This is a genomic window from Streptomyces sp. So13.3, from assembly GCF_005860785.2.
GTDB lineage: Bacteria > Actinomycetota > Actinomycetes > Streptomycetales > Streptomycetaceae > Actinacidiphila > Actinacidiphila fildesensis.
Genome location: NZ_CP048835.1, coordinates 1590541 through 1602690, shown reverse-complemented (window position 1 = coordinate 1602690; position 12150 = coordinate 1590541). Strand labels below are relative to the sequence as shown.

Annotated in this window: 11 protein-coding genes and 1 pseudogene; 8 read left to right on the top strand and 4 right to left on the bottom strand. The window is 69.8% G+C overall.

What is annotated here, in order from left to right:
- The first annotated feature begins 43 nt into the window (after window positions 1–43).
- The 6 genes from C8250_RS07460 to C8250_RS07435 all read left to right on the top strand — a co-directional run bounded on the left by C8250_RS07460 (window position 44) and on the right by C8250_RS07435 (window position 5002).
- The gene (locus tag C8250_RS07460; protein ID WP_138356901.1) at window positions 44–301 is read left to right on the top strand and encodes an acyl carrier protein; all 258 of its coding nucleotides are present in this window, start codon (window positions 44–46) and stop codon (window positions 299–301) included.
- Between the two features lies 1 nt (window position 302).
- Window positions 303–758, top strand: coding sequence for an SRPBCC family protein (locus C8250_RS07455; protein WP_138356902.1), 456 nt, complete (start codon window positions 303–305; stop codon window positions 756–758).
- 34 nt (window positions 759–792) lie between these two features.
- Window positions 793–1125, top strand: coding sequence for a TcmI family type II polyketide cyclase (locus tag C8250_RS07450; RefSeq protein ID WP_138356903.1), 333 nt, complete (start codon window positions 793–795; stop codon window positions 1123–1125).
- Between the two features lie 96 nt (window positions 1126–1221).
- The gene (locus tag C8250_RS07445; protein ID WP_138356904.1) at window positions 1222–2949 is read left to right on the top strand and encodes an acetyl-CoA carboxylase carboxyltransferase subunit alpha; all 1728 of its coding nucleotides are present in this window, start codon (window positions 1222–1224) and stop codon (window positions 2947–2949) included.
- Window positions 2946–3599, top strand: coding sequence for a biotin/lipoyl-containing protein (locus tag C8250_RS07440; protein ID WP_244809014.1), 654 nt, complete (start codon window positions 2946–2948; stop codon window positions 3597–3599). Before C8250_RS07445 ends, C8250_RS07440 begins: the two co-directional genes overlap by 4 nt.
- 5 nt (window positions 3600–3604) lie before the next feature.
- Window positions 3605–5002 carry an acetyl-CoA carboxylase biotin carboxylase subunit gene (locus C8250_RS07435; RefSeq protein WP_138356905.1) on the top strand — a complete coding sequence of 466 codons (1398 nt, stop codon included), beginning with the start codon at window positions 3605–3607 and terminating at the stop codon, window positions 5000–5002.
- A 75-nt stretch (window positions 5003–5077) separates the two neighbouring features.
- On the opposite strand, the gene C8250_RS07430 is transcribed toward C8250_RS07435, so the two are convergent.
- The 3 genes from C8250_RS07430 to C8250_RS07420 all read right to left on the bottom strand — a co-directional run bounded on the left by C8250_RS07430 (window position 5078) and on the right by C8250_RS07420 (window position 8116).
- Complete coding sequence (locus C8250_RS07430; protein ID WP_232485651.1) at window positions 5078–6073, bottom strand: methyltransferase; 996 nt, start codon at window positions 6071–6073, stop codon at window positions 5078–5080.
- 133 nt (window positions 6074–6206) lie between these two features.
- On the bottom strand, window positions 6207–7241 hold the full coding sequence (locus C8250_RS07425; protein ID WP_244809013.1) for a right-handed parallel beta-helix repeat-containing protein: 1035 nt from the start codon (window positions 7239–7241) through the stop codon (window positions 6207–6209).
- A 209-nt stretch (window positions 7242–7450) separates the two neighbouring features.
- The gene (locus C8250_RS07420) at window positions 7451–8116 is read right to left on the bottom strand and encodes a peroxiredoxin-like family protein (protein WP_244809012.1); all 666 of its coding nucleotides are present in this window, start codon (window positions 8114–8116) and stop codon (window positions 7451–7453) included.
- Between the two features lie 143 nt (window positions 8117–8259).
- On the opposite strand from C8250_RS07420, the gene C8250_RS07415 reads away from it, so the two are divergent.
- Entirely contained in the window at window positions 8260–8862 is a 603-nt protein-coding gene (locus C8250_RS07415; protein ID WP_138356908.1) for a TetR/AcrR family transcriptional regulator, read from the top strand.
- 316 nt (window positions 8863–9178) lie between these two features.
- On the opposite strand, the gene C8250_RS07410 is transcribed toward C8250_RS07415, so the two are convergent.
- The gene (locus tag C8250_RS07410; RefSeq protein ID WP_203673445.1) at window positions 9179–10339 is read right to left on the bottom strand and encodes an ISAs1 family transposase; all 1161 of its coding nucleotides are present in this window, start codon (window positions 10337–10339) and stop codon (window positions 9179–9181) included.
- 677 nt (window positions 10340–11016) lie between these two features.
- On the opposite strand from C8250_RS07410, the pseudogene C8250_RS07405 reads away from it, so the two are divergent.
- Window positions 11017–12114 (top strand): annotated as a pseudogene (locus tag C8250_RS07405) (glycoside hydrolase family 64 protein); the annotation flags it as partial.
- Window positions 12115–12150: the final 36 nt, after the last annotated feature.

Here is a 12150-nt window from a genome sequence, read left to right as displayed (position 1 = left end):
CTGTTCCCCGGAGCTGTTCCCCCGAGCCAAGGAGAAACCAGTGATGAACGGACCTGTCACGTTCGATGAGCTCGCGTCCCTGATGAAGGGCCGCGCCGGCCTGTCCGTCGACCCGGGCGAGATGGAGAAGAGGCCCGAGGCGACGTTCGAGGAGTTCAACCTCGACTCCCTCGGCCTGCTCGGCATCGTCTCCGAGCTGGAGAACCGCTACGGCCGGCAGATCGGCGACGAAGCGGACTCGTGCAAGACCCCGCACTCCTTCCTGCAGAGCGTCAACGCCCAACTCACCCTCGGAGCCTGACATGACCGGACACACCGACAACGAGATCGTCATCAACGCGCCCCTGGACCTCACCTGGGAGCTCACCAACGACCTCGAACGCTGGCCGACGCTGTTCAGCGAGTACGCGTCCGTCGACGTGCTCGAGCGCCAGGGCGACACCGTCACCTTCCGGCTGACGATGCACCCCGACGAGAACGGCACGGTCTGGAGCTGGGTCTCGGAGCGGGAGGCCGACCCGAAGACGTTCACCGTAAAGGCCCGCCGCGTGGAGACCGGTCCCTTCGAGCACATGAACATCCGCTGGGAGTACCGGGAGGTGCCGGACGGCACGTCCATGCGCTGGCTGCAGGACTTCGCGATGAAGCCCACCGCGCCGGTCGACGACGCGGGCATGACCGACCACATCAACCGCAACTCGCTGATCCAGATGGAACGCATCCGCGAGCAGGTCGAGCAGCACGCCCGGGTCGTCTGACCGACCCCGCTCCGACCCCGAAGGGACCACCCCGATGCACCGTTCGCTCATCGTCGCCCGTATGCGGACCGACGCCGCCCCCGACATCGCCGAGGCCTTCGCCGCCTCCGACCGCGGGGAACTGCCGCGCCTCATCGGTGTGACCGGGCGCAGTCTGTTCCAGTTCGGCGACCTGTACCTGCACCTGATCGAGGCGGACCGGCCGCCCGGCCCCGAAGTGGCCCGGTTCAAGGGCCATCCGGAGTTCCGGGACGTCAGCGACCGGCTCGCCGCGCACGTCCAGGCGTACGACCCGGCCACCTGGCGCGAGCCCAAGGACGCGATGGCCCGCGAGTTCTACCGCTGGGAGCGCAGCGACGCCGACTAGTTCGGAGCAGCCTGGGGCCGGATCTCCGGCCCCAGGCAACTTGCGATGCCCGCACGTTCGAGCCCTGCACGGCAGGCTGGAAGGACACCACCTCCCATGGTCGAGGTCGAGATTCCCCACAACGCCGAGCCCCCGGCGTGGGTGCGGTGCGACAGCTGCGTCACGCTCATCTACGCCAAACGCTTCACCCGGGCACTCAAGGTGTGCCCCGACTGCGGTTCCCATACCCGGCTCACCGCCCGTCAACGGCTGGAGCACCTGCTCGACCCCGGAACCGCGGTACCGCTGGACCCGGTCGAGTGCGTACCCGACCCGCTGGGCTTCTCCGACACCCGCCCGTACGTCGACCGGCTGGTGGACGCGCGGGCGGCGACCGGACAGCGGACGGCGGTGCTCTGCGCCCGCGGCACCATCGAGGGCCGGCCGGTGGTGGTCGCCGCGATGGACTTCGGGTTTCTCGGCGGCAGCCTCGGCTGCGGTGAGGGCGCGCTGATCACGGCGGCGGCGCACACCAGTCTGCGGATGCGCGTCCCCCTGCTGCTCGTCACCGCCTCCGGCGGCGCGCGGATGCAGGAGGGCGTGCTGTCGTTGATGCAGATGGCGAAGACCACCAACGCCCTGGCCGAGCTGGACGAGGCCGGGATCCTGGTGATCTCGCTCATCACCGACCCGACCTACGGCGGCGTGGCCGCCTCGTTCGCGACGCTCGCGGATGTGATCATCGCCGAACCCGGTGCGCGGCTGGGCTTCGCCGGGCCGCGGGTGATCGAACACACCACCGGCGAGACGCTCCCGGAGGGCTTCCAGACCGCGGAGTTCCTGCTGAGCCACGGACTGGTCGACGACGTCGTGCCGCGGGCCGCACTGCGGGCGACGCTCGGCCAGCTCCTCGCGCTGCAACCGGCCGCGGACCCGGAACCGGATGCGGCGGCGACCGCGGCTCCCGCCGCGACGGCCACTGACAGCGGAGCCATCCTGCGCCGGCCGGAAGAACTGGCCGGCGCCGACCCATGGGCGACGGTGCAACTCGCCCGCCACCCGGACCGCCCCACGACGCTGGACTACGCCGCGCACCTGCTGGACGGCTTCCACGAGCTGCACGGTGACCGGATCGCGGAGGACTGCGCGGCGGTGGTCGGCGGCCCGGGGCTGCTGAACGGCCGGCCCGTCATGCTGATCGGCCATCAGAAGGGCGGCACCGGACTCGTGGAGCGCAAGCGCCGCAAGTTCGGGATGCCGAATCCGGGCGGATACCGCAAGGCGGCCCGGCTGATGCGGATGGCCGCGAAGCTCGGACTGCCCGTCATCACGCTGATCGACACCCCCGGCGCCAACCCGGGTCCCGACGCGGAACGCACCGGCCAGGCCGGTGCCATCGCGGCGAACCTGCGGCTGATGGCCCGGCTGCCGGTGCCGATCGTGGCCGTCGTCACCGGCGAGGGCGGCAGTGGCGGCGCGCTGGCGCTGGCCGTCGCGGACCGGGTGCTCATCAGCGCCAACGGCATCTACTCGGTGATCAGCCCGGAGGGCTGCGCCGCCATCCTCTGGAAGGACGCGTCGGCGGCGCCGACCGCCGCCGAGGCCCTGCGCGTCGATGCCCGGCAGCTGCTCGAACTCGGCATCGTCGACGGTGTCGTGCCGGAACCGCCGGGCGGTGCGCACACCGACCACCCGCAGTCCGCCGCCCTGCTGGGCGCCGCGCTGACCGCGGCGCTGAACGAACTGGACCCCTGGGAGCCGGAGCGGCTGCTGCGCGACCGCAGCAGCCGATTCCAGCGCTTCGGGACCGCACACAACCTGAGCGTGGAAAGAGGTGCGCTGTGAAGCCGGACCACGAGCAGCGGAACAGCAGTGACGGAAACCCGCCGGCGGACGGCCAGGTGCCGGGCGCACCGCCGGTACCGGACGCGGTGACGCGCGACGCCGTGATGCCGGACGCCGCGATGCCGGCCGGAGCGGTGCTCGACGCCGTGTGCCGCAGTGTCGTGCGGCTGAGCGGGACCACCGCCCATCCGCCGTCCCGCATCCGGATGCAGGACGGCCAGATCACCGTCGAGGTCGAGTGGCCGGACCCGGCGGCCCTGAGCCGTCCCGCGCCGGCCGCCGGCGCTCCGGTCGCCGCCCCGGAATCCGACGCCGCGCCCGCCGGGGACGGCGAGGCGCTGGACTACGTCCGGGCGCCCATGGTCGGCACGTTCTACCACGCGAGCTCCCCGGACGCGCCGCCGTACGTGTGCGTCGGCGATGTGGTCGCACCGGGTCAGCCGGTAGGTGTTCTGGAGGCCATGAAGCTGATGAGCACCATCACGGCGGAGGTCGGGGGCCGGGTGACCGAGGTGCTCGCGCCGAACGGGCAGCCGGTTGAGTTCGACCAGCAACTGATCGCGCTGGAGCCGGTGGACGCCGAAGCGGGTGCGGGTGCGGACCCGGTCGCGGTCCGTGAGCCGGCGGCCGTCTCCGGGCCGTCGAGGTGATGCCCGTGTTCTCCACCGTGCTGATCGCCAACCGCGGGGAGATCGCCCTGCGGGTGGCCCGCACCTGCCGTGAAATGGGCATCCGTACGGTCGCGGTGTACTCCACCGCGGACCGCGACTCCGCGGTCGTGCGGTTCGCGGACCAGGCCGTGCACATCGGCGCGCCGCCCGCCAAGGGCAGCTACCTCAACGTCCCCGCCGTCATCGAGGCGGCGCTGCAGACCGGCGCGCAGGCCATCCACCCCGGGTACGGCTTCCTCTCGGAGGACCCCGACTTCGCCGAGATCTGCGAAGCGCACGACATCGTCTTCATCGGGCCGCCCCCGCAGGTCATGCAGCAGCTCGGCGACAAGGCGGCGGCCCGCTCCCTGATGGCGCAGGCCGGGCTGCCGGTACTGCCCGGCAGCATGGACGCGCTGACCTCGCCGGCCGAGGCGAAGGAGCTCGCCCGGCAGGTCGGCTACCCGGTGATCCTCAAGGCCGTCGCGGGCGGTGGCGGCCGCGGCATGGCCGTGGTCCGGTCCGCCGACGACCTCCGCCTCGCCTACAACGAGACCCGCGCCCACGCCCGGGCGGTGTTCGGCGACGACCGGCTCTACCTCGAACGGTTCGTCGACGACGCCCGCCACATCGAGGTGCAGGTGCTGTGCGACCGGCACGGCAACGCCGTCCACCTGGGCGAGCGCGACTGCTCGGTGCAGCGCCGGCACCAGAAGCTCATCGAGGAGGCGCCGGCCACCGGGCTGCCGCAGGAGCTGCGCGAGGCGATGCTGACGGCCGCCGTCCACGGAGCCACGGCGGTGGGCTTCGTCGGGGCCGGCACGTTCGAGTTCGTCGTGACGCCGGACGACCGATTCTATCTGATGGAGATCAACTGCCGTCTCCAGGTGGAGCACCCGGTCACCGAACTGGTCACCGGAATCGACATCGTCCGCGAACAGATCACGGTGGCCGCCGGGCTGCCGCTGTCGTTCCGGCAGAGCGACATCACCCTGCGCGGCGTGGCCGTCGAGTGCCGCGTCAACGCCGAGAACCCCGACAACGAGTTCTCGCCCACTCCCGGGCTGCTGTCCGAGTTCGTGCCGCCCGGCGGCCCGTTCGTACGGGTCGACACGCACGCCTACCCGGGCTGGCCGGTCGGGCCCGACTACGACTCGCTGCTGGCGAAGGCGGCCGTGTGGGCGCCGGACCGCGAACAGGCACTGGCCAGGATGGACCGCGCGCTCAGCGAGTTCCGGGTGAGCGGACCCGGTGTGCACACCACGCTCGGCTTCCTGCGCAGGACGCTGGCGCACCCGCTGTTCCAGGCGGCGCTGCACACCACCGGGCTGGTCGGCGCGATGACCGCCGAGGAGTCCGACCGGGACGGCGACACGAGCAAGGAATCCGCACCGGTCGGCTGACCGGACCGTACGACGCACTGTGCGCCACGCTCCCTGAGGGGCGTGGCGCACAGTGCGTGGTGACGGTGACGACCCCTAGACGGGGACGACGGCCTCGAACGCGTGCAGGTAGGGGTTGACCGGGCGGATCTGGCCGACAGCGAGCCCGGCCTCCTCCATCAGGGCGGCCATGCTGACCTTGGAGTGCTTCGCGCCCCCGACGTTCAGGAGCAGCAGCAGGTCCATGGCGGTGGTGAACCGCATCGACGGGCTGTCGTCGACCAGGTTCTCGACGACCAGCACCCGGGCGCCGGGGCGCGCGGCCTTGACGATGTTGGCCAGGGTGGCGCGGGTGCTGGCGTCGTCCCACTCCAGGATGTTCTTGATGATGTACAGGTCCGCCTGGACGGGGATCTCGTTGCGGCAGTCGCCCGGGACGAGCCGGACCCGCCCGGCCAGCGGGCCGCCGTCCCGCAGCCGCGGGTCCGCGTTCGTGATCACCTTGGGGAGGTCGAGCAGGGTCCCGCTCAGCTCCGGGTTCCGCTCCAGCAGACAGGCGAGCGCCAGCCCCTGGCCGCCGCCGATGTCCGCGACGCTCGACACCCCGGTGAGGTCGACGAACTCGGCGAGGTCCTCTGCGGACTGCCTGCTGGACGACGACATCGCCCGGTCGAACACCACGGCCGACTCGCTCGCGTCGGTGTGCAGGTAGTCGAAGAAGTTCTTGCCGTACAGCTCGGGGAAGACGTCCTTGCCGGACCGGACCGCGTCGTCGAGCAGCGGCCACGCGTCCCAGGTCCACGGCTCCGTGCACCACAGCGAGATGTACCGGAGGCTGTCGGGGGAGTCCTCGCGCAGCAGCCGCGACATCTCGGTGTGCGTGAAGCGGCCGTCCTCCGTCTCCGCGAACAGCCCGTAGCACGACAGCGCACGGAGCAGCCGGCGCAGCGGCTTGGGCTCGGCGTTGACCTCCTGGGCCAGTTCCTCGACCGTCGCGGGGGTGTCGCCCAGGGCATCCGCGACCCGCAGCCGGGCCGCGGCGCGGACGGCCGCGGCGCAGGCGGCGCCGAACACGAGTTCCCGCAGGCGCATGCCGGCGTGCGGGGTGATGGCGGATGCGGATGCGGGTGCCGCGGGGACGGGTGCGGTGGAAGGGGTGGTCGTCATGGGGCTGCCTCTCCTGGGGATCGGAAGGGTGTCGGACGCGGCGCGGCGGACCACTCGGTCAGCAGCGGCCCACCGGAGCTGAGACCAGACAGTGGTTTCCGTTGAAGGTGTTGCCGAGGCCGGTGTCCCGGTCGGACAGGTCGGCCGGACCGTTGCGGAGCGCCGTGTTGTCCTTGACGGTGTTGCCGGAGTTGGGACCGCCCGCGAAGCTCGGGAACAGCACGACGCCGCCGGACAGCGGTGAGGTCCCGACGTTGTCGATGATCCTGTTCAGCTCCACGGTCGTGTTCTCCACGCCGGTCAGGACGATTCCGGAGCCCTGGATGACCGGCAGCCGGCTGTTCGCCGGGCAGAACTTGTTGTTCGCCACCACCTTGTTGAGACGGATGCCGATCGCTCCGGCCCTCGGCGTCCCCTCGTCCCCCACGACGAAGACGCCACCGCAGTTGCCGGTCATCGTGTTGTTCTCGACCGTCAGATTGCGGACCCGCCGTGCGACGACGCCGATCCGGTTCCCGGAGACGTCATTGCCGCTGATCATCGCGCTCTGGGTGTCCATGGCGCCGCCTTCGCCGCTGGTCAGGTTCGCCATGAAGATGCCGGCCTGCCCGTTGTTCCGTGCCCGGTTCATGGACAGCCGGGCGCGGGTCGACTTCTCGACGCTGATGCCGTACTGGCCGTTGTCCTGGGCGAGCACGAAACGCACGCTCAGTCCGTCGGTGTCGGACGCGTTGATCGCGTGCTTCGTGAACCCGGAGACCGCGAGCGACTCGACGGTCACACCGGTGACCGGCTGGTCCGCCGTTCCGGTGACGCAGATCCCGTAGCCGCCCGCGGCGCAGGTGTTGCCGCCCGGTACGGCCGGAGGGGTGATCAGCGTCCGGTCGCCGGACCCGCGGATCGTCAGATTCGGGATCGTGACCTGAACGCTCTCCTGGTACGTGCCCGGCAGCACGAGGACCGTGTCCCCGGGTTTCGCCCGGTTCACCGCCTCTTGGATCGACTGACCCTTGCTGACGAGAAGTACGCTCTCCGCCTGTACGGGCGGCGCCGCCGCCAGCCCTACGGCGGCGACGCCGACAGCAGTACCCACCAGTTGATGAAACCGTCGCGTAGCCATGACCGGAACCCGCTCTCCAGGATGGTCCTCCCGTAACAGCGCCGGGCTCGGCGACGGATCCGAGGGACGTTCGACAGCGGCACCGCATTCCTCGCCCGTACAGAGCGTGCGCCCGCCGGTTCGAAGCTATGGGTGATCATCAGGCCCCGCCACTCATAGTCGACCGCCCGGGAAGAGCGCGTTCAGCCGAGCGTGTCCAGCGTGTCGAGTGCGGCCAGGATGTCGGCGGGTTCGGCGCGCACGGTGTAGTCGGACCTGACGAAGGCCCAGCGGATGACGCCGGAGCGGTCGATGACGTAGGTGGCGGGCAGCGGCAGGGTGCGGGCATGGCCGCCGTTGACCCGCTGGAGCTCGAAACCGAACCGGTCGTACACCTCGCCCAGTTCGCCGGAGAGGTCGAACGCGATGCCGAACCGGTGTGCGACGTCGGAGCCGATGTCGCTGAGAACGTCGAAGGTGAGTTGCTCCTTCTCGGTGATGGAGAGGGTCTCGTCCGGGATCTGCGGGGAGACGGCCACCAGGCGGGCGCCGCGGGCGGTGACGGCGTCCTGGTGCAGTTGCAGGGAGCGCAGGGCGAGATTGCAGTACGGGCACCAGGCGCCGCGGTAGAAGGTGAGGACCACGGGTCCTTCGGCGAGCAGCGCGTCCAGCGCGATCTGCTCCCCGGTGGCTGCCGGAAGGGTGAACCGAGGAGCCCGCGCACCCGGGCCCAGGGCGCGCTCCGCCAGGCCGGACGCGGCGAGCTCGGACCCGCCCCGGTCCATGACCTCGAGCAGCTCGGCGGGGAGTTTCCGGGGTCCGTTCTCGTACAGGTCGCGCAGGTCGCGCAGCTCATCCTGGAGGCTCACGATCGCCGTCCTCTCTCTGTGCAGGGGAGTGCGGAACACATCCCGAACATCTTGGAACACTCGTTCCAGGATGATGGCGGGTCGGTTCGCACGTCAAGGGTTATCTTGGAATCACCATTCCAAGTACTCGGGAGCGGTGAGTGATGCCCGACATCAAGCACTTCGATCCGGACACGGCGCTGGAGCGCGTCGAGCGGCTGTTCTGGCAGCACGGCTCGGACAAGGCGTCGATCCAGGCCGTCGCCACCGCGACGGGGCTCAGCCGGTCCAGTCTGTACACCACCTTCGGCGACAAGCGGGAGCTCTATCTCGCCGCCCTGCGCCGCTATCTGCTGCATCGCGCGCAGCCGGCGTTCCGCGAACTGGCGGAGGACGGGCGGGGCCTGCCCGCCGTGCGGGACTTCTTCGCCGGTCTGATCGAGGCCCGCTGCTCCGGTGAGTACGCCGGATGGGGCTGCATGGTCGTCAACGCCCATATCGGCCCCGAGGGCAGCGACCCCGCCGTCCGCGCCCTGCTCGACGAACACCACCGGCTGCTGCGGGACGCGCTGTGCGCGGAACTCGAGACGGCCCGGCGTCAGGGGCAGCTCGCCCCGGGCGTCTCCCCGGACGCCGCCGCCGAGACGCTGGCGCTGCTCGCCTACGGCGTGAACCTGCGCTCGCGCGGCGGAGCGGACGTGGAGACGCTGCTCGGCACCGTCCAAGCGGCCCTCGAACTGCTCGGCCGGCGGGAGCGCGGTCGGTAGGGCCGTCGTTCGATTAATAACAAGCCCTGTGGCTTGTTTTCCCGTCGCCGACGAAAAGCCCAAAGCGCCGGCGGAGGAGGGGGCGCCCCTCATCACCGGTATATGTCCTGGTCGTTAAGTAGATCTTGTTCAACTTCTTGACGCGAACACGTCGTGCGCTAAGAATCCAACACGATCCTGTTGGGTGAGAGCGCTCTCATCTCGCTGGTTCGAAGGCATCCCTGGGGATGATCGCTTGCCTTCGGCTGTGAGGTGAAAGCGCGACCTGCCCGGACCAGCAGGGCTTCGGCGTGAAGTCGGTATGACCGGTTCGCGATCATGGAATGTCCAGAATGTGCAGCGGTCGGGTGGCGTCGCGGGCGTTTCTCCGGAGGGCGGCGGCGATGCATTGTCGGCCGATGAGGCGGAGTGCTCCGATGGCGAGGTTGCGCCAGGTGGCCATGGCGCGGGGCGCGTTGCCCGACCGTAGTTGCGATGCGTCCTCGGCGAAGGTGGTGTCTCGCACGTGATGCAGAGCTTCCACCGACCAGTGCCCGCGGATCAGGGCCGCGAGCTCGGTCGGGTTGGCCTGTCCGGCGTTCAGGCTGGTAACCGCGTACACCGTCTTGATGCTGATCTTCCCGGTCTTGCGGTTCACCCGCCGACGTTTGAGCTCGATGGCCTGGGCTGCTCCGGGAAAGAGCAGGCCGGCGACGGTGCAGACCTTGATGCGGCGGATCTCGCCTCGGCCGTGTCCCTTCTCGGTAGTGCGGTTCTGTAGCGGGATCTGCTTCCAGGGGAGGGACTTCATCTGCTTGCGGAGCTTCTTCTGGTTGCCCTTGACGATCACGATGTAGTGGGCTCCCCGGCCGGTCAGGTACTCGGCGTGCTCGCGCTGGGTGTGCATCGCATCGCTGGTCACGACCGCCCCGCGCAGATCGATGTCGTCCAGCAGGGGCTGGAAGCATGTGATCTCATTTGTCTTGTTCTCGACATCAACCTGCCCCAGGACGACGGAGGTTGCGTGGTCGACGGCGGACAGGAGGTGGATCTTCCGGCCGTGCGCGCGGGCGGCTCCGCGCAGGGACTTGCCGTCCACCGCGATCGCCCGCAGCAACTTCCCGGCGCTCTGCGGGAGCCGGGAAGACAGCCAACCGCCGACGGCCCGATCCAGCACATCGCCGTCGACCTGGGTCAGGACCCGGCGGATCGTGGTCTCGCACGGGGCCTGGTGACGGCCGGTGAAAGGGTCGCGACGGGCACCGAGCCGAGCCAGGACCAGTTGCGGTGCGTCGGCCGCCCACTCGCTGATCGCCAGCAGAGAGGTCGCACCAGTGAGCACCGCGGCCGCACAGATGGCGAGCACGCCGACCAGAGGATGCAACCGGCCCCGTGGATCACGGGGATCAGTCACCCTCGCGAGACAGACCAGCAGGCCGGGACACTCCTGAGCCGCCAGAGACGGCGAGGCGGTGAGCTGGTCAAGCCCGGCGGGCATGGGAGATGATTCAGCGAGAGCAGGCACGGTCTTCCAGCAAGGATCATGGGACGTAGACACTCACATGATCGCTGGCAACCGCGCCTGCCGCATGTTGCCACCTACCCCACCAGCAAGGCCAGTTGGGGCGAACCCGCTCAAGTCGACTTCACGCCGAGGCCCTGCCCGGACCAGTACTTCCCTTTCGCTTCGTGAACAGAAGAAGGGATACCAGTTTTCCGATGCGCAGAACCCCACTTCCGCGCCTTGATCGGCCCCGACGGCGCTGGAGCCGCAGCGCCACCGCACTCGCCTCCGCCGTCGTCCTGGTGCTCGCGGGACTGTTCGGTCTCACCGCCGTCGCGGGGAACGCGGCGGCCGGACCGTCCGACTACACCCAGAGCGTCACCGCTACCGGTTCCACTCAGGCGCGGATCACCTTCACCCCCACGACGACCGCGCTGTACGTCGATGTGCACTACCAGGTGAACGGCGCCGGCCAGCAGAACTTCCGGATGACCAACAGCGGGGGCAGTTGGACCCGCACCGTCGACCAGCTCTCGACGGGCTCGGTCCTCACCTACTGGTTCACCTACGAGAAGGGCGGACCGCAGTACGACACCCCCCAGTTCACCTACACCCAGGGCGGCGGCGGAACGACCGGCGGCACCACGGGTGGCGGCGGTGGCGGGCAGCCGGTGCCCGGGACCATACCGCTGAAGATCACCAACAACTCGGGGCGCGGTGGCAGCGTCTACATCTACGACCTGGGCACCCAGCTGTCGAGCGGTCAGCAGGGCTGGGCGGACGCCAACGGCGGGTTCCACGCCTGGCCGGCGGGCGGCAATCCGCCGACCCCCGCCCCTGACGCGTCGATCCCCGGCCCCGCCTCCGGGCAGTCGGTGACGATCCAGATCCCGAAGTTCTCCGGCCGGGTCTACTTCTCCTACGGCCAGAAGCTGGCGTTCAAACTGACCACCGGCGGTCTGGTGCAGCCCGCGGTACAGAATCCGAGCGACCCGAACCGCAACATCCTGTTCAACTGGTCGGAGTACACGCTCAACGACAGCGGGCTGTGGATCAACAGCACTCAGGTGGACATGTTCTCCGCGCCTTACGCGGTCGCGGTGCAGTCCACCACCGGGGCCGGCCAGACCACGGGCCATCTGAAGCCCGGCGGATACAACGCGGTCCTCAACGCGCTGCGCGGCCAGTCCGGTGGCTGGGGCGGGCTGATCCAGACGGCGCCGGACGGTTCGGTCCTGCGGGCGCTGGCGCCGGGGCACGGCATCGAGTCCGGTGCGCTGTCCAACGGCGTCCTCGACGACTACATCAACCGGGTGTGGCAGAAGTACTCCACCTCGACGCTCACCGTGACGCCCTTCGCCGACCAGCCGAACACGAAGTACTTCGGCCGGGTGTCGGGGAACGTCATGAACTTCACCAACACCTCAGGGGCGGTCGTCACCAGCTTCCAGAAGCCCGACGCCGACAGCGTCTTCGGCTGCTACAAGCTCCTGGACGCCCCCAACGACCTGGTGCGCGGCCCGATCTCCCGCACGCTGTGCGCGGGATTCAACCGCTCGACACTGCTGGTCAACACCGGTCAGCCCGACGCGAGTTCCGCGAACTTCTACCAGGACGCGGTGACCAACCACTACGCGCGCTTCATCCACGCGCAGATGGCCGACGGGAACGCGTACGCGTTCGCCTTCGACGACGTCGGCCACCACGAGTCGCTGGTGCACGACGGCAGCCCGCAGCAGGCATCACTCATCCTCGATCCCTTCAGCTGACGTCGCCTCCCCGGAACCCATCCGCACCTCTCGTAC